We start from the raw sequence: 21,243 nt of genomic DNA on the forward strand, positions 1-21,243 counted from the left end.
GTGGGAGCACGCGAGCGCGTCGGACGAAATCGGCTGGTGCGGACGAGTTGGCGACGAACCGCTGCTGCACACGGACGGGGCGGCGGTGGTGACCATCCGTATGCTCGGAGGTCCCCAACGCCGGCTGCGGGTGGAGGTGGAGGACCGCTCCAGCGCGCTGCCGCGGCGGGAGGGAGCCGGGGGAGTCGGGGTGTCGGGGCGGGGGCTGATGCTGGTGGATCGGTTGGCGGATGTGTGGGGGCGTCGAGTCGCGGGGGTGCGGCAATGTCGGTGTGGTGCGAATTCGTTCTGGGTGGGGATTGAGCCCCCGTCCCGCCCTTTCACCGTTTTCCCTGCGCTCCGCGCGGGGCAACGCGGCTGCGCCGCGTTCGTCCTCAAGCGCCGGACGGGCTGAATCGGCGCGCCGAATCCAGCCCGTCCGGCGCTTGAGGACTTCACCCGAAGGGTGCATGGGGGCGTCCGGGGGTCTCCCCCGGAAGAAACGGTGAAAGGGCGGGCCGGGGGCAAACCTCCCGGCCGGAAGAGGCCAAGGTCACAGCCCCACACCCTCTTCCGAGGCGCACTCCAGCGCCTAGCCTTCCCCCATGACGGTCCTGCCCGAAGAAGGCTTCTCCCTGGCCGCCGAATTCCCGGACGCGACCCGCGAGCAGTGGCAGCGCCTCGTCGAGGGCGTACTGCGCAAGTCGGGCACCGAGGCGGCGGGACGGCGGCGGAGGACGCGTTGGCCACCGCCCTCCAGGACGGGTCTGCGCACCCCGCCCGTTGTACATCCGCCGACGGACGTCGTGACGCCCACGCAGACCGGTCCTGCCCCGGTTTCCCGCCGTTCGTCCGCGGCGGGCGCCCCGAGGGAACGGCCGTCCTCCGGCTGGGACGTACGCCAGCTCCACGCCCACCCCGACCCCCGCCGCACCAACGAGGCCGTCCTGGCGGACCTGGAGAACGGCGTCAACCTCCCTCTGGCTGACCGTCGGCGCCGCCGGCCTCCCCGTCGAGGGCATCGGAACGGCCCTGGACGGCGTCCTCCTCGACCTCGCCCCCGTCGTCCTCGACGCGGGTCACGACACCGAGGCCGCCGCGCGGGCCCTGCTGCGCCTGTACGACGAGCGCGGCACCGCCCGCACCGAGGCCCGCGGCAACCTCGGCGCCGACCCGCTCGGCACCCTCGCCCGCACCGGCACGGCCCCCGGTTCCGACGTCGCCGCCCTCGCCACCGCGTGCCTGGAGGACCGCCACCGGCGTGCGCGCCCTCGTCGTCGACGCCCTCCCGTACCACGAGGCCGGCGGCTCCGCCGCCAGGAGCTCGGCTGCTCGCTGGCCACCGGCGTCGCCTACCTGCGCACCCTCACCGACGCCCGGCCTCGGCATCGACGAGGCCTGCGCCCAGCTGGAGTTCCGGTACGCCGCCGGTGCGACCAGTTCCTCACGATCGCCACCCTGCGCGCGGCCCGCCGCCTGTGGGCCCGCGTCGCCGAGGTCTGCGGGGCGGCCCCGGCCGCCCGCGCCCAGCGCCAGCACGCCGTCACCTCCCCGGTGATGATGACCCGTCGGGACCCCTGGGTGAACATGCTGCGCACCACGGTCGCCTGCCTCGGGGCGGGCGTCGGGCGGCGCGGACGCCGTCACCGTCCTGCCCTTCGACAGCGCGATCGGCCTGCCCGACGCCTTCGCCCGCCGGATCGCCCGCAACACCTCGTCGATCCTGCTGGAGGAGTCCCACCTCGCCCGCGTCATCGACCCGGGCGGGCGGCTCCTGGTACGTCGAGCGGCTCACCGACGAACTCGCCCGCGCCGCCTGGGCGTGGTTCCAGGAGATCGAGCGCGCCGGCGGGCAGGAGGCCGCCCTGCGCTCCGGACTGGTCGCCGAACGGCTGGCCGCCACCTGGGCGGAGCGTTTCCGGCCGCCTGGCCACCCGGCGCGAACCGGTCACCGGCGTCAGCGAGTTCCCGCACCTGGCCGAGCGGCCCGTCGAGCGCGAGGCCGCGCCCCCGACCGCCGGCCGGCGGTCTGCCGAGGGTGCGCCGCGACGAGGCGTACGAGGCGCTGCGTGCCCGTTCCGACGCCCACCTGGCCGCGACCGGCGCCCGCCCCCGGGTCTTCCTCGCCGCCCTCGGCTCGCCCGCGGCCCACACCCGCGCGGGCCACGTTCGCGGCCAACCTCCTTCAGGCGGGCGGCGTCGAGCCCGTGCACGATCCCGCCTCCGTCGACGCGGGACACCGCTGCCGAGGCCTTCCGCCGCAGCGGTGCCACGGTGGCGTTTCCTGTGCTCCTCCGACGCGTTCTACGCCGAGCAGGCGGACGCCGTCGCCGCCGCGCTGAAGGCGCCGGGGCCGGACGGGTCCTCCTCGCGGGCCGGCGGGGCGAGCAACCTCCCTCGGACGTCGACGAGTTCGTCCACGCGGGCGGCGACGCGATCGCCGTCCTGACCTCCGTCCTCGACCACCTGGGAGTGGCGCGATGATCCCCGACTTCTCCGGTATCGACCTGGGGCCGGGAGAGGCCGCCGGCGCCGGACACGGCCGCTGGCAGGCCGCCCTCAAGGAGAACACCGGTCACAGCGCCGCCGACCTCAAGTGGGAGACCCCCGGAGGGCATCGGCGTCAAACCCCTCTACACCGGCGAGGACCTGCGCGGGCTGGACTTCCTGGGCACGTACCCGGGCATCGCGCCCTATCTGCGCGGCCCCTACCCCACGATGTACGTCAACCAGCCCTGGACATCCGGCAGTACGCGGGCTTCTCCACCGCCGAGGAGTCCAACGCGTTCTACCGCCGCAACCTGGCGGCCCGGTCAGAAGGGGCTGTCCGTCGCCTTCGACCTGCCCACCCACCGCGGCTACGACAGCGACCACCCGCGCGTCACCGGCGACGTCGGCATGGCCCGGGCGTCGCCATCGACTCCATCTACGACATGCGGCAGCTCTTCGACGGCATCCCGCTGGACCGGATGAGCGTGTCGATGACGATGAACGGCGCCGTGCTGCCGGTGCTCGCGCTGTACATCGTCGCCGCGGGAGGAGCAGGTGCGTACCGCCCGAGAAGCTGGCCGGGACCATCCAGAACGACATCCTCAAGGAGTTCATGGTCCGCAACACCTACATCTATCCGCCCCGGCCCTCGATGCGGATCATCTCGGACATCTTCGCGTACACCTCGCGAGGATGCCGCGCTACAACTCCATCTCCATCTCCGGCTACCACATCCAGGAAGCGGGCGCGACGGCCGACCTGGAGCTCGCCTACACCCTCGCCGACGGCGTCGAATACCTGCGGGCCGGCCCGCGAAGCCGGCCTGGACGTGGACGCCTTCGCGCCGCGCCTCTCCTTCTTCTGGGCGATCGGCATGAACTTCTTCATGGAGATCGCCAAGATGCGCGCGCGCCCGGCTGCTGTGGGCGCGCCTCGTCGCACAGTTCGAGCCGAAGAACGCCAAGTCGCTGTCGCTGCGCACCCATTCGCAGACCTCCGGCTGGTCCCTGACGGCCCAGGACGTCTTCAACAATGTCACCCGCACCTGCGTCGAGGCCATGGCCGCCACCCAGGGCCACACCCAGTCGCTGCACACCAACGCGCTCGACGAGGCCCTCGCCCTGCCCACGGACTTCTCCGCCCGCATCGCCCGCAAACACCCAGCTCCTCCTCCAACAGGAGTCCGGCACCTGCCGGGTGATCGACCCCTGGGGCGGCAGCGCGTACGTCGAGCGGCTCACCCACGACCTCGCCCGGCGCGCGTGGGCGCACATCCAGGAGGTCGAGGCGGCCGGCGGCATGGCCCAGGCGATCGACGCGGGCATCCCCAAGATGCGCGTCGAGGAGGCCGCCGCCCGCACCCAGGCCCGCATCGACTCCGGCCGGCAGCCGGTCATCGGCGTCAACAAGTACCGGGTGGACAGCGACGAGCAGATCGACGTCCTCAAGGTCGACAACTCCTCCGTCCGCGAGCGGCAGCTCGACAAGCTGCGCCGGCTGCGCGCCGAACGCGACGAGGCCGTCTGCCAGGACGCGCTCCGCGCCCTCACGGCCGCGGCGGAGTCCGGCCCCGGCCCGGGCCTGGAGGGCAACCTCCTGGCCCTCGCGGTGGACGCGGCCCGCGCCAAGGCCACGGTTGGCGAGATCTCGGACGCCCTGGAGAAGGTGTACGGGCGCCACGCGAGCCGCATCCGTACGATCTCCGGTGTGTACAGGCAGGAGGCCGGACCGTCGTCCGGCGTGGAGCGCACCCGTGAACTGGTCGAGGCCTTCGAGCGGGAGGAGGGCCGCCGTCCGCGCATCCTGGTCGCCAAGATGGGCCAGGACGGCCACGACCGCGGCCAGAAGGTGATCGCCACGGCCTTCGCCGACCTCGGTTTCGACGTGGACGTCGGCCCGCTGTTCCAGACCCCGGCCGAGGTGGCCCGGCAGGCGGTGGAGGCCGACGTGCACGTCGTCGGCGTCTCGTCGCTGGCCGCCGGGCACCTCACGCTCGTGCCGGCGCTGCGCGAGTGCCTCGCCGAGGAGGGCCGGGAGGACATCATGATCGTCGTCGGCGGGGTGATCCCGCCGCAGGACGTCCCGGCGCTCCACGAGGCGGGCGCCACGGCCGTGTTCCCGCCCGGCACGGTCATCCCCGACGCCGCCCACGACCTGCTGAAGACCCTCGCCGGGGTCCTCGGCCACGAGCTGTAGGCCCATGGCCGTGGCCCGGACCATCGATCTGGACGCCGTCGTCAAGGGTGTGCTCGACGGGAAGCGGGCGGCCGTCGCCCGCGCCATCACCCTCGTCGAGTCCACCCGCGCCGACCACCGGGAGCTCGCCCAGCGGATGCTGGTCCAGCTGCTGCCGCACTCCGGCGCGGCGCGGCGGGTCGGCGTCACGGGCGTGCCCGGCGTCGGCAAGTCGACCTTCATCGACGCCCTCGGCACGCTGCTCACCGGCCTCGGCCACCGGGTCGCCGTGCTCGCCGTGGACCCGTCCTCGTCCCGCACCGGCGGCTCCATCCTCGGCGACAAGACACGCATGGAACGTCTCGCGACCGACCCCGCGGCCTTCGTCCGGCCCTCGCCCACGGCCGGGACCCTGGGCGGGGTCGCCCGGGCCACGCGGGAGACCATCGTCGTGATGGAGGCGGCCGGTTACGACGTCGTCCTCGTCGAGACCGTCGGGGTGGGCCAGTCGGAGACGGCGGTGGCCGGCATGGTGGACAGCTTCCTCATGCTCACCCTGGCCCGCACGGGCGACCAGTTGCAGGGCATCAAGAAGGGCGTCCTGGAGCTGGCCGACGTGGTCGCCGTCAACAAGGCCGACGGCCCGCACGAGCGGGACGCGCGGTCGGCGGCGCGCGAACTCGCGGGCGCGCTGCGGCTGATGCGCTCGCCGGACGCGGCGTGGAACGCGCCTGTTCTGACGTGCAGTGCCCGGGAGGGCGCTGGCCTGACCGAGGTCTGGGAGCGGCTGGAGCAGCACCGGCGGATCCTCGACGTCACGGGGGAGCTGGCGCGGCGGCGCAGTGATCAGCAGGTGGAGTGGGCGTGGTCGATGGTGCGGGAGCAGTTGCTGGGGGAGCTGCGGGGGCATGCGGGGGGTGCGTGAGGCCGCGCCGGAGCTCGAACGGCGGCTCCGGGACGGGACGTTGACAGCGACGCTGGCGGCGGAGCGGATCCTGTCGGTGTTCCGCGGGGAGTCGTGAGCCCCGGTCACCACCGGACGGCAGCCGCTCGGGTTACGCGAGGTAGTCGTGGACGGCTGTGGGACGCCCGTACTGCATTGCGGTCAGCAGGGTGTGACGGGCGCAGACGATTTCCCTCATGGGCAGATCGGCGATCGGAGCCAGGGCATGGGCGGACAGCTGCAAGCGGGCCGGACCGGACCACGCGCCCGTGACCATGAGGTCCTTGAAAGGCAGCCGGACCAGGCGGCATTCGGTGGACCGTGCCGTCGAAGGAATGGCCGATCTTCACGATGCAGAGGGGGACGGCTGCGTCGGTGCGGGCGTCCTCGGTGTCCAGTGGGGTGTGCTTGAAGCCCATGGTCGCCGTCGCGATGCGCAGGGAACCGTAGTCGAGGGTTCCCACCAGCGTGTCGATGTCGTGGTAGAGGCGCGGGGAGCCGAGCTTCTTGGGGAAGCCCACGGTCTCGCGGCCGAGGGCGAGGCAGGAGACGCAGGGGGTCGTCGCGTGGCTCAGCACTTCCTCCGGCGTCATGGACGTCTCCCTTCCATGCGGTCCCCGGCGTAATGGGTGGATTCATTGCCAGCATGGACGAGAGGAGCCCCTGACGGCGTCGACCGGTCAGGCGATGGGGCGGTTGACGGGGCCGACGGATGGGCCCGGCGGAGCCCGGGTGAAGGGTGGGCACAGGCGGAGTCCCTCCGGGGATCCCTACTCCACCGCACCTGCCAGGGCCAGCACCGGCACCAACCCCTCCCGCCGCTCCCGGCACCGGCAACGGATCCACCAGGTGCACGGCGCACCCCAGCCGCCCCGCACCACCGTCCGCCTCCGGGTTGTCCCCGACCATCAGCGCATCGCCGGGCGGAATCCCGATCTCCGGCACGCCGCCGCGAACAGCCGCGCATCCGGCTTCTGTACGCCGTGCTCGTACGACAGCACATACGCGTCCACGAACGCGTCCAGCCCGTGCGCGCGCGGAAGACCGGGCGCAGGTCCCAGCCGATGTTGCTCACCACGGCAGCGGTCCGTACGCCGCATCCGTGCAGGGCGGTGAGCACGGCGGCCGCGTCGGGGTACGGGTGCCACGCCGCCGGCTCCATGTGCCGTGCGTAAAGGGCCTCGTGGAGTTCGGGCGCGGGCAGGGCCACCTCGCGCGCCAGCCCGAGATACGCCGCGCGATGCTCCGCCGCGCTGCGGTCGCGCTGTGCCCACACCTCTGCCAGATGCGTGGGCACCTCGCGCGGCAGTCCACCGCCCGGCTGTGCTCCGGTGTCGGCCAACTCCACCGCGAGGCGGTGGAGTTCGTCCTCGCCGAGCGTGATGCCGCACCGCGCGGCGGCCGCCCCCAGCCACGATTCGGGCGACTCGATGTGGAACAGGGTTCCGGAGAAGTCGAAGAGCACGCCTTTGACCGTCACGGGCGCAGTCTGCCAGGGGGCTCGCCGAAGCGTCACCCCGCGCCGATACTGCGTCATGTACACGCAAACATCGGCAGCGGTAACCGGCAGGCAATAAGGGGTCCGCCATGCTTCACGGCGTCGACGTCAGCAGCTACCAGAGCGCCAACTACCCCATCCGCGGACAGGACTTCGCCTTCGTCAAGGTCACCGAGGGCATGTCGTACACCAACCCCCGGTGGGTCGCGCAACGCGACCACGCCCGCTCGGGCGGGCTCGTCGTCGGCTACTACCACTTCGTGACCCCGGGATCGATGTCCGCCCAGGCGGATCGTTTCCTCGGGAAGATCGCCTTACGCGAGGGCGACATCCTCGCCCTCGACTGGGAGCACACACGGCGTCCCCTGCGCCGACAAGGACCGCTGGATCGCCCGCGTCCGCGACCGGGCCCGGGGCCACCGCGTCGTCCTCTACTGCAACCGCGACTTCTGGTTCCACCGCGACACCACGGGCAACGCGGGCGACGGCCTGTGGATCGCCGACCCCGCGCACGCGGCGGGCCCGGCCGGGCGTGCAGCATGCGTGGACGTTCCACCAGTACGACATCTCCGGCGGGATCGACCGCAACGTCGCGCACTTCTCCTCGCGGGCGGACCTTCGGGCGTGGGCGCGCCGCCGCAGCCTGCAGGAGGGGGAACTGTCTCCCGAGTGAGCAGGCCCGAGCGATGGAGGCGTACGCGGGGCACGGCGGGCGCTGTACGGAGTCTGATGCCGCCGGACCGTGAAGTGCCGCTGTTTGTACGGATGTTCGCTCCCTTCCGGATGCGTGCGCGGAGGAAAACCGGACGATGCCGCCTATTCTTGGATGCCGTGGGACGACACGACAGCAAGGGCGGTGGCCGCTCACGGCCCTGCTCGGCACGTGCGGCGCGGTGGCCCTGGCCGCCCTGCCGCTGACGATGGCCTCGGGCCGGCCGGGTGGCGGCGCGGCGCCGAAAGGGGCCCGCCCCGACGACGACGTGCGGCCGGGATGGGGCTTCACCCACACCCAGTACAGCGCGGACCACGGCACGCCGGAGGCCCACGCGCAGGACCGTCGGCCTGCTCTCCGCGCGGTCGCTGCCGCAGAACCAGCACATCATGGGCTGGGGCGCGGAGAACCCCGAACCGGCGCCCGGACGCTACGACTTCGAGTCCCTCGACGAGCGCGTCGCCCTGATGCGGGCCACCGGCGCCGTCCCCGTCCTCACCTGTGCGGCGCCCCCGACTGGATGAAGGGCGGGCGGAAGGGGCGCACCGACTGGTCCCGGCTGGAGACCGCGCCCGACCGTCGCCACTACGGGGACTTCGCCCGGCTCGCGGGCACGATCGCCCGCCGCTACCCGGACATCCGGCACTTCCTGGTGTGGAACGAGCTCAAGGCTTCTGGGACGACGGCCGGAACCGCTGGAACTACGAGGGGTACACCGAGCTGTACAACCTCGTCTTCGCCGAGTTGAAGCGGCAGAACCCGAGGAACCTCGTCGGCGGCCCGTACGTCGTCGTCGACCACGACCCGCCCGACGACGAGGACGGCTCGCCCGAGGTGCGCGGCGCCTGGGGCGCGCTCGACCGCCGCTCCGTCGACGTCGTCCGTTACTGGAACGCGCACAAGGCGGGTGCGGGACTTCGTCGTCGTGGACGGGGCCGACTACACCCGGGAGGGTCACCGGACGATCCCCGACGAGTTCGCCGCCACCGAGAAGTTCGCCGACGTCACCCGCTGGCTGACGGACGTCACCGGCCTTCCGGTGTGGTGGGCCGAGTGGTACGTCGAGCCGCCCGCCCACGACGACCGGCCGGGCGGCCGGGACGGCTGGAGCGAGCAGCACCGCACCGCCGTACAGGCCACCGCCATGATGCGGCTGGCGGAGAGCGGTGCCTCGGCCGCCTTCTACTGGAACCCGCAGCGGACCGGGGACGACTGCCCCGGCTGCCTCTGGCGGAGCACCCATCTGCGCGACGGGGGCGAGGAGTTGCCCATGTCCCGGCTGCTCCGCCGGTTCGCCAAGGAGTTCCCCCCGGGCAGCGCCTTCCGGCCGGTGGCCGCCGGCGCGGGGCGCGGCGCCAGGATCCAGGTCCTCGCCGACGACGCGGCCGTGCTCGTCGTCAACACCGAGCACCGGCGGGTCGCCGCCCGGGTGGACGGACGGGAGCTGTCCCTCGGCCCGTACGAGGTGCGCTGGCTGGCGCGCTGAGCCCCGGTTGACCACGAACGACCGCCGGGAGAGACTCGACGGTCCATCACCGGCCGAACGATCGCAACGGAACCACATGCCCCAGCCGACGCCGCATCACGCCCGCACCAGCCGCAGGACGATCCTCACCGCCCTCGCGATGACGCCCCTGCTCTCCGCGCTCGGCACGGGAACCGCCCGGGCCGCGGCCGCCGGTGACCTCTACGCGTCCAACACCGACCTCTACACCCGGCTCCCGAACGGCGAGGGCACCGACTACGCCCGCCGCTACAAGCGGCACGAGATGGCCGACGCGAGCTCCGAGGAGCGCTTCCCCTTCCACCGCACGACCGTCATGGCCCTGCACGGAGGCGCCATCGAGGCCGGTACGTCCGAACTCTGCCTGGCCGTCGCCGGCTACCACCCCGCCACCCTGGAACGGGACGGGGCGGACGCTCCCGTCCACGACTACTGGATGTTCGAGGGCATCCGCAACGCGGACAACCGTGAGCTGCACGTCACCTCCGCGCACTGCGACGACCGCGTCGCGCTCGCGATGGCGGCCGGCAGCCTCAACGTCCTGAGCCTGCACGGCTGCACCGCCGCCCAGGCCGGCGCCCCCGCCTCCCGCCCCGAGGCGGTGGTGGTCGGCGGGCGCAACACCGACTTCCAGCGCCATCTGCACGAGGAACTCCGCGCCGCGGGCTTCCGGACGATCGACGGAGCCAAGGTCCCCGCCCTCAACGGCGACGACCCCGCCAACATCTGCAACCGCACCCTGCTGGGCAAGGGCGGTCAGCTGGAGCTCACCACGGAGCTGCGGCCAGAGCATGTTCGGCTCCTTCACCCGCCAGGGGCGGGCGAAGACCGCCAACGACACGTTCCGGCGCTTCACGGCGGCCTGCCGGGCGGCGATCGTCCGGCTGGAGGCGGGAGCGGACCAGATCGTCCTCTAGGCGGGACCCTTCCGGGCCGTGACGTAACCGAACGGCTCGGAGACCCCGGCGCTGTGGTGGCCGGCGGCGGCGAGGGCCAGGGTCAGCCGCCTGCGCGGCTTGAGCTCCAGCCCTTCGGTGGCGTGCAGCGCGCCGAGGGCGAACTCGCCGCCGCACCCCACGGCCGCGTAGTCGTCGGCGGGTTCGGCTATCTGGTAGTCGCCGTAGACGGTGAACAGCCGGCCGTGCACCCCGACGAGGAACGTCCCCGCCTGCTCCTGCTCGGAGTCCTTGCGCGCCCAGCCGCCGTCCTTGAGGCACTTGCGGAGCCTGTCCACGAAGACGGTCGTCATGAACCGGTCCAAGTCTCCTTTGGGCCTGGGTGCCTTGAAGGCGTGGTGCAGCAGTTTGCCCCATGCGGAAGCTGGTGGTGAAGCCCATGGCGTAGGGGCCGTTGCGGAAGACCTTCGGATCTCTGCGGACGCTGATCCTCAGCCCGGACACTCCGGCGGAGTCCCCGCCCAGGTGCACCCGCCCGTTGTGCACGAGCCCGACTATCACGGTCATGTCTCTCCCCATCCGCCGTGCGGCCCCCTTCTTCCGATCCTGCGCCCGGGGGCGCGGGCGGAAACCGGACGGGGCGGTGGGGGAGCGGTGCGGGAGGCAAACGCGGGGCGCGGCGGGCGCGCCCTCGCGCACCGTCCCTCGGACACCGGACACCGGACACCGGACTCCGGTCCGTCGATCTTCGGACAGATTGCCTGCTCGCGGGCCCGGGCGGCGGTGCGGCCGTGGCTGTGGGCAACTCGCCACCGGCGCAAGGGTGATAGGCGACCATGCGTTCACGCCGGGCCGTGGCGGTACGGGCGTGCCTCCGTGGCGGCGCATGGCCGGAAAGACGTCCGGGCGCACGAACACCCTTTCGTGACCCGCCATGATTCTCCCTTGTCCCGGCTCCGGGGGTGTGAGAGGCGGCCGGGAAGTCCTGTGGTTCCCGTGGCGCGGAGAGGTTCATGCCGGTCGAGGCTGTTTTCTTCAATGTCGGTCAGGGTGATTGCACCCTCTTATGGTTCTACGACCTGGTCAGGGGTAAGAAGACCGGGACGAATGCGGTGCTGATCGACTGCGGTACGACGGGAGCGGTTCTGCACCACAACGCGTCGCCCTCGAGGGAGACGCCGAAGCAGCAACTGGTCCAGCGTTTGCGGGACAAGATCGGGAAGTATCTCGACAACCTGCCCACGCCCGGCTTCCTGGACTACCTCATCATCACGCATCCCGATGAGGATCACTTCAACTTGCTGAGGGCCGTACTGGAGCCCGTCCAGGACTCCAACGTGCTCGTCTTCTCCATCGGCAAGATCCTGTACGGACTCGGGCTCCTGGACTACCGGGACCGTACGAAATTCGTCTCCAGGCTCGTCTTCGACTGGCAGGACTTCAAGGACCACGCCGATCGCCAAGGCATCGCGCAGAAGCCCGAGCTCATCAACAAGCCGGCGGCTCCGGTGCCGCTCTTGACGGGGAGACAGGCGACCCAGGCCAATCTGTATCTGGTGGGAGCCGCGTGCGGATACGAGGACAAAGGCGCGCTCGAGTCCGGGGACAAGAGCAAAGTGGCCAACAAGTCGAGTCTGGTCACCGTTCTCGTGGGCGACGGTCCGGTGGGCACGCGGCAGAAGGTGCTCCTCATGGCCGACGCCGTGGCGACCAATGAGGAGTACCTCGTTTTGTGGGACGGGGACCTGTGCAAGCGGGAGGCCAATCTCTGGCTCAAACTCGGCCACCACGCGAGCGAGACGTCGACAACCAATGAATGGCTGGACTGGACCACCCCCGACGGACTGTTCATCAGCACCGGGCTGAAGAAGTTCAGCGGCTCCGCGACCTGCCGCGTCAAGAACATGAACCGAGTCGTGCCGTACTGGAACAGCAAGCGGAAGGGACCGCTTCCGCAGGCCACGGTTCCGAACTCCTGCGGATACGTCGCGCAGGACGACCTCAACGGGCCCAACGGCTCTTTTGTGCACACGCCGGCGAGCGGTGTCTTCAGCTCCATGGCGCTGCCCAATCAGAGAGGCGTCGACTGGCATTTGCGGCTCGATAGTCAAGAGCCCAACGGCTATGCCATCGAATACGCGTAGACAGGACCGGAACACCATGTCATTGAATGTCTCTGACCTGCGCGTGACCCTGGAAAAGGCCCAGCGTGACGGATCGCTGCGCGTCACCGCCGCATTTCTGCAACTCGACCTGGCCGCCGATCTGTTCGCCCGCTTCCTGCCGGACGCCGCCCTCGTCGTCGACGACGTGACCGTCGACCCGGCCGCCCTTCGGGTCACCGGCCGGGTGTCCCTGCTGGGCGCGTCCGCTCCCGGCGCGGCGGTCGTCCTGTTCCTCCCGACACCCGACGGGCGGAACATCGCGGGCGTGCGCGTCGACGCGGCCCTCCCGGCGGACGGCCCAGGGCTTCCCCCGGAACTGGCGGACATCCCCGCCGTCCTGGAGCCGGTGGGAGTCGGGACACGCCACCTCGTCTTCGGCGTCGAGCCGTACCTGGGAGGAGCGGACCCGACGGCCGAGGTCGGCTGCGGCCTGGAGCTGACCTTCCCCGGTGGACAGGCCGCCTCCCTCCCCTACATCTGGGGATACCTGCCCCGGGGAAGGTTCCAGGGCTGGAGCCTCTCCGGGCGGTTTCCCGGCGTACGGCTGTCCGGCTCGGACGCCCTGCGACGGTGGGCGAAACTGCCGAGCGGCGCCTTCGAGCTCCCCGGCGACATTGCCCCCGAGGGGACCACCCTCGAACTGACGGGCATCAGCCTCGACTTCGTCCCCTCCACGTCGGAGGACGGCACCGCCCGCTGGCGCTCCCTCGGCATCCGGCTCGCCCTCACCGGCTCATGGCAGGCGCTGGGGAACCTGCTCACGCTGGACGACCTGCACGCCGAGTTCGCCGTCGTGGATCCGCTGGGTGCGGCTCCCGCGCCGTCGGCGGTCGTCGGTGGCCGGATCACCCTGGCGGACGGGGTGGCCGTGGACGTCTCCGTGAGCCTGCCGGACCGCACCCTCAGCGGTGTCCTGGAGGGCCCGCTGCCCCTCGGCACGCTGCTGGCCGCACGGTTCCCGGACGTCCCCGTCCCGCACGGCCTGACGGTCGACCGTCTCTCCGTCGGAGCCGAACTCGGCCGTGGCCCGGCCTGGGGTTACGGCATCGACCTGGACCTCAAGGACGTCTGGCACGTCACCGACGACATCGCCCTGTCCGAGGTCACCCTGACCCTCCTCCACGCCGGCGGCACGACGACCGCCGAGGCGACCGCGACCTGGCAGCTGGGCGCCGCCACCGTCGATATCCACGGCACCTGGCAGACCGGTGCCGGCTGGCAGTTCGAGATGGACGCCTCCGGAGTCGGACTCGGCGACGCCTTCGCCGCCTTCGGCATCCAGGCGCCGCCCGTCCTCCAGGGCGTCACCGTCGAGCAGTTGACGGTCACGTACGACAGCGAGGCGAAGAAGTTTGGGCTGCACGCGAGGGCCGACTTCCCGCTCGGTGCGGACGCGGCGGTCCTCGACGTCACCGTCGGGCTCACCAGGCGCACCGACGGACAGCCCGGCTACGACCAGCAGTACGAGGGCAGCCTCACCCTGGAGATCGCCGAGGGCCATGAGCTGACGTTCACCGTCAAGGACGTCCAGCAGGCCGAGTTCACCGCCGGCTGCACGGACTCGAAGGGCGTCTCCTTCGCCGACCTCGCCCGCCTCCTCGGCGTCACCGACCCGTCCGCCGAGCAGGTCCTGTCCGTACTCGGCACGCTCGACGAGATCACCGTCGCGTACGCCTCCGCCCGCAGGTCCATCGTGCTCGCGGCCAAGGAGAAGGGCGGCGGCTCGCTGGTCGTCGTCTCGGACAAGCCGTCCGGCGGGGACCGGGCGTGGGCCGTCCGGGTCGGGCTGGGCCTGGCCGCCCGGCTGTCCCAAGTGCCGTTGCTCCAGGGGCAGATACCCGATGTCGAGGACGTCGGCCTGTGCGGGCTCGGCGCCCTGGCCGCCTCCGGGAAGCTGGACGCCGCCCGCGTCGCCGAGCTCAACAAGGCCCTCACCGCCGCCGACGCGGAACTGCCCCGCCTGCCCGCCGACGGGCTGGCCAAGGGCATGGCCTTCACGGTCGACCTGAAGCTGCCGGGCCGTACCGGGACGACGTCGCTCGCCGTGCGCGGCGCCGGCGGGGGTGGCAAGGCCCTTGCGGCACAGGGCGGCAACGGTGGCAGCGGTCTCCCGCTGGTCGCCTGGATCGGCGTCCAGCGCTCCGTCGGCCCGCTCACCCTGCGCCGCGTCGGCGTCGGCTTCGCCGACGGCACCGTATGGGTGCTCTTCGACGCCTCCCTCGGCATGGCCGGGCTCACCCTGGGCGTGGACGGACTCGGGCTCGGCGTCGAGCTGTCCCACCCGACCGTCCCGAAGTTCCGGCTCGACGGGCTGAGCGTCGGCTACTCCCGCCCGCCGCTGGCCATCGACGGCGCGCTGGTGATCAAGAAGGACGACCACTACGACCCGCTGGTCGAGGGCGTACTCGCCGTCAAGGCCGAGGAGTTCGGCCTCACCGCCCTGGGCGCCTACGCGCGCCCCACCGCCCACCCCGACCAGCCGTCCTTCTTCGTCTTCGGCAAGGTGAACGGCGAGTTCGGCGGGCCGCCGCCCGTCCAGATCACGGGCATCTCCGCCGGTTTCGGCTTCAACACCGACCTGCGGCTGCCCGACGGCGACCAGGTGCTGGACTTCCCGTTCCTCCAGGACCTGACGACCGCCGATCCGCTCCAGGTCCTGAACACCCTCATGGACGGCCAGGACCCCTGGGTACGCCCGGCCACCGGACAGATGTGGTTCGCCGCCGGACTGGCCTTCCGGATCTTCGAGTTCCTCGACGGACAGGCACTGCTGGCCCTGGAGGTGGGCGACGACTTCGCCGTCGCCGTGCTCGGCACGGCCGAGGCGCGCTTCCCCAAGGAACAGTCCCTGGGCACCTACGCCCGCGTCCGGCTCGGCCTCTCCGCCAAGTACCGCGCCAGTGAAGGCGCCCTGAAGATCACCGCCCAGATCGCCCCCGGCTCGTTCGTCCTCGACGAGAACTGCGTGCTCACCGGCGGGTTCGCGCTGTACACCTGGTTCGACGGCGCGAATGCCGGCGACTTCGCCCTGACCCTGGGCGGCTACCACCCCAAGTACCCGGTGCCGAAGCACTATCCGCAGGTGCCCCGGCTCGGCTTCACCTGGCCGGTCACCTCGGAACTGACCATCAGCGGCGGCTCGTACTTCGCGCTCACCCCCGGCGCGATCATGGCCGGCGGCGCGCTGGACGTGAACTACCGCTCCGGCGACCTGCACGCCTGGCTGACCGCCTACGCCGACCTCCTCATCGAGTGGGCGCCGTTCCACTTCGACGCGGACATCGGCATCGGCATCGGCGTCAGCTATGTTCTCGACCTGGGCCTGTTCCGCGAGACGATCAGCGTCGAGGTCGGCGCCTCCCTGCGGCTGTGGGGACCGCCGACCGCCGGTGAAGTCACCATCCACCTCTGGTTCATCTCGTTCACCATCGGCTTCGGCGACGGCAGCGCCCGCGACGACACGGCGGCCCCCTGGGCTGACGTCGTCAAGCAGCTGCCCGCGAAGGAGGACGCCGTCCGGCTGGTGGCCATGGACGGGCTGGTGCCCGCCAAGGCCGGGGACGCGCTGTGGGTCGTGACCCCCGGTGCCTTCTCGTTCGCCGTCCGCACGGCTGTCCCCGTCTCCGAGGTGAAGCTGACGAAGAAGGGCACGGACGCCCAGGAGATCGCCGGGCGGAAGGTCGACATCCGTCCCCGCCGCGACGAGGGCAAGGACCTCGACTCGGTCCTCACGGTCACGCTCGCCAAGGACGGGGAGGTCCACGACCTCGGCGCCTGGTACACGGGTGACGCGGCGCAGGACCGGGCGAGCCTGCCCGCCGCGCTGTGGGGCGCGTACGACGGCAAGTTGACCGTGGGCAGCGCGCAGCGGGTGGACGATCAGCTGATGGGCGTCGACCTGCGGCTGCCGCCGCCCGCGCAGGGCGGCACGCCGGGGCCGGTGAAGGCCGGGGCCATCGCGTTCGACGAACGGAGGCCGGACGGGATCCTGCCGCTGCGGAAGCCCGCCGCCGTCGCGCGGCCGGTCGCGCCGGAACTCGTCGCCGAGGAGGCGCCGGTGCGCCGGAACGTGGGCGCGATCACCGGTGACATGACCGGCACGCTGGTCGACCAGTCGCGCGACCGGCTGTTCGCCGCGATGGACTACCTGGGTGTGAGCCCCGGCACGAACGAGGCGTTGACCGCCACCGACGCACTGGTCGCGGGCGACGTCGACGCGAAGCCGGCCGAGCCCCCGGTGCCCGGCACGCCGACCGCGAGCGAGCGGCTGTACGTGCTGGGCGCGGGGCGGACCGTGACGCCGGTCGACGCGCAGAGCCTCACCGTCTACGCGCCCTCGGTGCTCGGCACCCAGGGCGACCCGGCCGGGCTGGCCGTCGGGCCCGACGGGAAGCGGCTCGTCGCCGTCGACACCCAGCAGGGCGTGGACATCCTGGATATCTCCGCCAACCCGCCGGGTCCGGCCCCCTCCCTGCTCCCGCAGCGGATCTGGATGGACCTGGGACCCCGGGCCCTGTCCGTGTCGCCCGACAGCAGGTGGGCGTACGCGGCCTTCGCCCAGCCGAACCAGGTGCAGATCCTCGACCTGAGCACCAACCCGCCCACAAAACACCGCGATTACCCCGTCGAGGCCGTGCCCGGCGACGTGGTTCCCGCCGCCCGGTGGGACGCGCAGAGCCAGGTGCTCTACCTCGCCAGGACCGACAAGGGCGTGGTCACGCCCATCGACGTCACGGGCGACAAGTGGCCCGTCGAGCTGGGCGACCTGCCCGCCGGTCCGTCGCCCACCCGCCTCGCCGTGGACCCCGAGGGCCGCTGGCTGTACGCCCTCAACGAGGGGCGGTCCACGGTGACCGTCGTCGACGTTGCGGCCCGGAAGATCGTCACGACGCTGCGGACCGGCACGGGCCCGAGCGCCCTCGCCGCCTCCCCGGACGGCAGCCGCCTCTACGCGGCCAACGCCACGGCCGGCACGGTGTCGGTGTTCGACACGACGGGCACCCTGCCGCAGGAGACGGGTGATCCGGTGTGGGTCGGCCCTGAGCCGATCGCGCTCGCCGTGTCCACCGCGAGCGACCGGCTCTACGTCCTCCGCGCGAAGACCCGGGCGGTCCAGGTCGTGGACGTCGCCGGCGCCGCTCCCGTCCTGCTGGACGTCACCGTCCCCCTCGCCGACGATCCGGTGGCGCTCGCCGTCACCGCGCCGCCGCCGGCCGTGAAGAACACCCGAACCACCGAAGGCGGTGCGGCATGAGCCACCTTGAATACGCCCCGGACCCCGATCCGTCCCTGGACGTGCAGTTCATCGACTCGCTCGTCCCCCAGGTCACGGCCGGGCGCTACACCCTCACCGCGCACCAGACCCTCACCCGCAACGGGACGAGGGTCGACGAGGACGGCTACCTGGACGGCGGCGCGAGCCAGGACGTCGAGGTCCGCGCCCCGCGCTTCACCCTGCAGCCGGACTGGATCCACGGCACGTACCCGACCCCGGGTGCCACCGGGCTCTACGACGACGTCCTGCCGCACATCACTCTCGACCGGCCGACCCTGCCGTGGGAGCGGGACGAGAGGGCGGGCGGCGGCCCGCTGCCCTGGCTGGCCCTTCTCGTCTTCGGCGAGGGCGAGTTGCCCGGCGACCCGCACTGCCTCGGGCAGACGGATGCGCGGACGGTGGAACAGCTGACCGGGACGGAGGACGGCGTCGTCCTGCCCGCCTTCGACCCGGCCGACCCCGTCACCGACGACGACCAGGCGACCGTGTGCCGCACCGTCCTCGTGCCCCGGTCCGTCTTTCACGCCCTCGCCCCCACCGCGTCCGAACTGCCGCTGCTGACCCATGTCCGGCGGGTCAACCGGCAGCACCAGGGCCTGACGTCCGTCCCGGGGGACGATCTGATCCAGGTCGGCGACTACGCCGTCGTCGTCGGCAACCGGCTGCCCCGCGCCGCCGGCGGCCGGTACGTCGCGCACCTGGTCTCCCTGGAGGGCTGGCAGTCGTACCTGCCCGACGGTACGAAGGAGAGCTACGACGGCCCCGACGAGACGCTGCGGCTGATCTCGCTGTGGTCGTGGTCGTTCGAGACCATTCCCGACCACGCGCCCGGATTCGCCGCCCTCACCGAGCACTTCGTCGACACCGAGGGGGACGGGGGCTCCGCGCTGCTGCTGCGCGTGCCGCCGAGCGGCGACCGTTCGCCGTCCGGGGACGACCAGAAGGAGGTCGCCGACCGGCTCCGGGACGGCTACCTGCCCGTCTCCTGCCACACCGAGTCCGGGCGCGCCACCTTCGCCTGGTACCGAGGCCCGTTCGTCCCGCAGCCCGCCCGGCCGCGGACCGACCGTGAACGGCGGCGCTGCGCGGCCGAGGCGCTGATCCACCTGGAGCAGTACGGCATCTTCGACGTCAGCCTCGCGACCGCGTTCACCGCGGGCCGTGGAGTCGCCCTGGCCGACCACCAGTTCGGGGCGGCGCTGCTCCGGCTGCGCGGCAAGGTGCAGCGGGCGGCCGACAAGGGCGCGGGGGCACGGGCGCGGATCGAGCACCTCGTGACGAACGGCCTGGCCGACCACCTCGGCCGGGCGCTGAGGACGACCGCCCGGGTCGTGACTCCCGCGGCCGTCACCCCCGTCGCCGCCGCGACCGAACCGCCCGCGGCGCCGGGCGGCGACGACCCCCTCGTCGATCCCCGCGACGAGGACCTCGCCCTCGTCCGCGACCGGCTGCTGGGCCTGCGGAACCTGGCGGGCGTACCCTTCGCCCACCTCGTCCCCGACACCCGGATGCTGCCCGCCGAGAGCCTGCGCTTCTTCCACGTCGACCCCGACTGGACGGCCACCCTGCTCGACGGCGCGCTCAGCGTCGGGCTCGCCCACTCCTTCGACCTGAAGGCCGACGAGCTGGTCTTCGGCCCCGACGGCGTGGCCCCGCTGCCCGAGCCCGCCGGGCCGGTCACCGGTCTGCTGATCCGTTCCCAACTGGTCAGCGGCTGGCCCGCGTTGGAGATCCGTCCGTACGACGGCGAGAAGGCCCTGACCGTCCTGCGGCGGGAGGCGCTCGCGGACGACGTCCTGCTCGTCCTCGTCGAGGGCGTACCGACCCGCGTCGAGATCACCGAGCCGCAGCAGGGCGTCCACTTCGGCATCGACGAGCCGGACGAGGGCGGCAGCGACGACCCGCTCGACGACGGCATCATCCGGCTGCGGGCCCTCACGGGCGCGGACCTCGGGCAGGAGATTCCCGGCAAGCACTTCCCGGAGACCCCCGGCCTGCGCTCGTACGTACGGAACACGGGAGCCGGCGGCCCCGACACCGTGCTGAGCGTCGCGCGCCTCGCCGCCGGGCTGAAGGGCGCGCTGGCCCTCGACCACGACCCGACACCGAGCGAGTTCGCCATCCAAATGATCAACGCTGCCCAGCGCCGCACCTTCACCACCGCACCCGTCACGACAGGAGACCACCGCAATGGCTGACCGAGACGACGCCCTCATCGTCCCGGTGAACGTGGACGCCCTCGTGGTCAACGAGGCCGTGCGCGAACGCCGCGGGCAGGGCTTCCGGCGCTGGCAGCCCAACTTCAACCTGCTGCGCCACAACCGGACTCCGGAGCCGGACCCCTTCACCGACGAGGAGAAGTGGAACGCGACGGAGAAGGGCGAGTCCGACGACGCGTACAAGCGGCACGACGGCGTGTACGTACGCTGGGAGCTCCCCGACGCGCTGCGCCGGGGTGCCGCCCGTGAGCCCGGTGGGCGGGCGGAGTTCCCGCTCGTGCCCAACCGCTGGCTCGTCGTCCGACAGACGGACGGGCACCCGACGGCGGCCTGGGTGGTCGAGAGCGACTTCCTGGACGCGAAGGACGGCACTTCGCGCTTCCTGCACCCGGTGAAGCCCGGCGTGCAGGACCCGACGGTGACCCCGTACCGCTCGACGATCGTCACGACGAAGATCGGCAGGGCGCAGGACGTCGGCGCCGGCGGAACGGCGTGGAACGAGCCCGCCGACGCCTCCCGCAAGGAGCTGTTCCTCACCGCGGTCGGCCCGGGCGTCATGACCTTCCACGTCTACCAGCCCTACCACGAGAACGTCTTCTCCCTGCACGACCCGCTCACCGGCATCGACGGCTCCGCGACCCTCAACTACCAGGTCGTGGGCTGGTATTCGGACCCGGCGCAGGAGGAGCTGCGCCGCCGCATGGGCGGCGCGGGCGCGACGGTGGACTCCGTCCTGGCCGGGCTCGGCTGGACGGTCGACGACCTGCCGAAGGGCTGGACCCCGGACAGCACGGCGTACTGCGGCCGCGCCGTCGGGGTGCGGTGGACGCCCGACGGGGTCCCCGACTCGGACCGCCCGGAGAAGGGGGACGTTCAGGACAAGATCGCGGTCGGCAGCAGCGCGGACGAGGCGCACGCCGCGCTGATCGCCCATGCCGGCGGCACCGATCCCGCCCTCCTGCACGCGCTGGGCGGCGGCCTGCTGGACACCCTCGACGGGCCCGACGGCGCCGTGAAGACCGCCCAGGCCCTGCACAAGGGCTGGTTCCGGCAGCTCCCCGGCGGCTATGTGTGGCGGCTCTCCGACACCACGGACAAGGGCAACACCTCCGGCGACCCGAAATCGTCACCTGGTCCGGCGCGGACACCGACGGCGAGGCGTGGCTGGCGCGGCTCAACTCCGACCAGGACGCGTACGACACGGCCGCACGCGAACTCGCCGTACTCCAGCAGCGGTTGTACGCCCTGTGGTGGATGCACGGCCTGCCGCTGATCCCGCCGCAGTACACCCGCGAGCAACTGCGCGCCGAGATCGACCCGTCGAACGAGCACGGCCTCGCCTTCGAGGTGGCCCGGCGGCTGGACGAACTCGCCGCGCTCCGGGCGA

At 72.2% G+C, this 21,243-nt stretch carries 11 protein-coding genes and 9 pseudogenes; 17 read left to right on the forward strand and 3 right to left on the reverse strand.

Going from position 1 to position 21,243, the window contains the following annotated elements; translation table 11 throughout:
* The 9 genes and pseudogenes from ABD794_RS09875 to meaB all read left to right on the forward strand — a co-directional run.
* A pseudogene (locus ABD794_RS09875) lies at nt 1–303 on the forward strand (ATP-binding protein); the annotation flags it as partial.
* Between the two features lie 1,032 nt (nt 304–1,335).
* Nucleotides 1,336–1,539 (forward strand): annotated as a pseudogene (locus ABD794_RS19310) (methylmalonyl-CoA mutase); the annotation flags it as partial.
* A gap of 263 nt (nt 1,540–1,802) precedes the next feature.
* A pseudogene (locus ABD794_RS18805) lies at nt 1,803–2,321 on the forward strand (hypothetical protein); the annotation flags it as partial.
* Nucleotides 2,254–2,463 (forward strand): hypothetical protein, encoded by a 210-nt coding sequence (locus tag ABD794_RS18810; protein WP_425585985.1) that lies wholly within the window; start codon nt 2,254–2,256, stop codon nt 2,461–2,463. The pseudogene ABD794_RS18805 and the gene ABD794_RS18810, both read left to right, overlap by 68 nt.
* Nucleotides 2,464–2,646: 183 nt before the next feature.
* Nucleotides 2,647–2,951: pseudogene (locus ABD794_RS18815) on the forward strand (methylmalonyl-CoA mutase family protein); the annotation flags it as partial.
* A 116-nt stretch (nt 2,952–3,067) separates the two neighbouring features.
* Nucleotides 3,068–3,216 (forward strand): annotated as a pseudogene (locus ABD794_RS19315) (methylmalonyl-CoA mutase family protein); the annotation flags it as partial.
* A 221-nt stretch (nt 3,217–3,437) separates the two neighbouring features.
* Nucleotides 3,438–3,563, forward strand: a pseudogene (locus ABD794_RS09895) (methylmalonyl-CoA mutase family protein); the annotation flags it as partial.
* 103 nt (nt 3,564–3,666) lie between these two features.
* On the forward strand, nt 3,667–4,665 hold the full coding sequence (locus ABD794_RS09900; protein WP_344962457.1) for a methylmalonyl-CoA mutase family protein: 999 nt from the start codon (nt 3,667–3,669) through the stop codon (nt 4,663–4,665).
* 10 nt (nt 4,666–4,675) lie between these two features.
* A pseudogene (meaB, locus tag ABD794_RS09905) lies at nt 4,676–5,666 on the forward strand (methylmalonyl Co-A mutase-associated GTPase MeaB).
* A gap of 7 nt (nt 5,667–5,673) precedes the next feature.
* Here meaB and ABD794_RS09910 read toward each other — a convergent pair.
* Both ABD794_RS09910 and ABD794_RS09915 read right to left on the reverse strand, forming a co-directional pair.
* Entirely contained in the window at nt 5,674–6,180 is a 507-nt protein-coding gene (locus ABD794_RS09910; RefSeq protein ID WP_344962459.1) for an acetoacetate decarboxylase family protein, read from the reverse strand.
* 177 nt (nt 6,181–6,357) lie between these two features.
* Nucleotides 6,358–7,067 (reverse strand): annotated as a pseudogene (locus ABD794_RS09915) (HAD family hydrolase).
* A 107-nt stretch (nt 7,068–7,174) separates the two neighbouring features.
* Here ABD794_RS09915 and ABD794_RS09920 point away from each other — a divergent pair.
* The 4 genes and pseudogenes from ABD794_RS09920 (at nt 7,175) to ABD794_RS09930 (ending at nt 10,218) form a co-directional block, all read left to right on the forward strand.
* A complete protein-coding gene (locus ABD794_RS09920) occupies nt 7,175–7,831 on the forward strand; it encodes a GH25 family lysozyme (protein WP_425585979.1) in 657 nt (218 codons plus the stop codon).
* Nucleotides 7,832–7,894: 63 nt separating this feature from the next.
* The gene (locus ABD794_RS18825; protein WP_425585980.1) at nt 7,895–8,545 is read left to right on the forward strand and encodes a hypothetical protein; all 651 of its coding nucleotides are present in this window, start codon (nt 7,895–7,897) and stop codon (nt 8,543–8,545) included.
* A 159-nt stretch (nt 8,546–8,704) separates the two neighbouring features.
* Nucleotides 8,705–9,283 carry a hypothetical protein gene (locus ABD794_RS18830; RefSeq protein WP_425585981.1) on the forward strand — a complete coding sequence of 193 codons (579 nt, stop codon included), beginning with the start codon at nt 8,705–8,707 and terminating at the stop codon, nt 9,281–9,283.
* Between the two features lie 76 nt (nt 9,284–9,359).
* Nucleotides 9,360–10,218: pseudogene (locus ABD794_RS09930) on the forward strand (poly-gamma-glutamate hydrolase family protein).
* Here ABD794_RS09930 and ABD794_RS18835 read toward each other — a convergent pair.
* Nucleotides 10,215–10,550, reverse strand: coding sequence for a hypothetical protein (locus ABD794_RS18835; RefSeq protein WP_425585982.1), 336 nt, complete (start codon nt 10,548–10,550; stop codon nt 10,215–10,217). The pseudogene ABD794_RS09930 and the gene ABD794_RS18835 overlap by 4 nt on opposite strands.
* 660 nt (nt 10,551–11,210) lie before the next feature.
* On the opposite strand from ABD794_RS18835, the gene ABD794_RS09935 reads away from it, so the two are divergent.
* The 4 genes from ABD794_RS09935 to ABD794_RS09950 are packed head-to-tail and all read left to right on the forward strand — an operon-like array spanning nt 11,211 to nt 21,129.
* Complete coding sequence (locus ABD794_RS09935) at nt 11,211–12,341, forward strand: ComEC/Rec2 family competence protein (RefSeq protein WP_344962464.1); 1,131 nt, start codon at nt 11,211–11,213, stop codon at nt 12,339–12,341.
* A 43-nt stretch (nt 12,342–12,384) separates the two neighbouring features.
* The gene (locus ABD794_RS09940) at nt 12,385–17,616 is read left to right on the forward strand and encodes a DUF6603 domain-containing protein (protein WP_344962466.1); all 5,232 of its coding nucleotides are present in this window, start codon (nt 12,385–12,387) and stop codon (nt 17,614–17,616) included.
* Nucleotides 17,613–19,835, forward strand: a complete 2,223-nt coding sequence (locus tag ABD794_RS09945; protein ID WP_344962467.1) for a hypothetical protein — start codon at nt 17,613–17,615, stop codon at nt 19,833–19,835. Before ABD794_RS09940 ends, ABD794_RS09945 begins: the two co-directional genes overlap by 4 nt.
* On the forward strand, nt 19,828–21,129 hold the full coding sequence (locus tag ABD794_RS09950; RefSeq protein WP_344962469.1) for a hypothetical protein: 1,302 nt from the start codon (nt 19,828–19,830) through the stop codon (nt 21,127–21,129). Before ABD794_RS09945 ends, ABD794_RS09950 begins: the two co-directional genes overlap by 8 nt.
* Nucleotides 21,130–21,243 lie beyond the last annotated feature (114 nt).

It is taken from the genome of Streptomyces thioluteus, from assembly GCF_039535865.1.

Excerpts from the sequence above, each read along its gene's own strand:
- ABD794_RS09920 (WP_425585979.1), top strand. The coding sequence starts at position 7,175 with ATGCTTCACGGCGTCGACGTCAGCAGCTACCAGAGCGCCAACTACCCC.
- ABD794_RS18825 (WP_425585980.1), top strand. The coding sequence starts at position 7,895 with ATGCCGCCTATTCTTGGATGCCGTGGGACGACACGACAGCAAGGGCGG.
- ABD794_RS09910 (WP_344962459.1), bottom strand. The coding sequence starts at position 6,180 with ATGACGCCGGAGGAAGTGCTGAGCCACGCGACGACCCCCTGCGTCTCC.
- ABD794_RS18835 (WP_425585982.1), bottom strand. The coding sequence starts at position 10,550 with ATGACGACCGTCTTCGTGGACAGGCTCCGCAAGTGCCTCAAGGACGGC.
- ABD794_RS09945 (WP_344962467.1), top strand. The coding sequence starts at position 17,613 with ATGAGCCACCTTGAATACGCCCCGGACCCCGATCCGTCCCTGGACGTG.
- ABD794_RS09935 (WP_344962464.1), top strand. The coding sequence starts at position 11,211 with ATGCCGGTCGAGGCTGTTTTCTTCAATGTCGGTCAGGGTGATTGCACC.
- ABD794_RS09950 (WP_344962469.1), top strand. The coding sequence starts at position 19,828 with ATGGCTGACCGAGACGACGCCCTCATCGTCCCGGTGAACGTGGACGCC.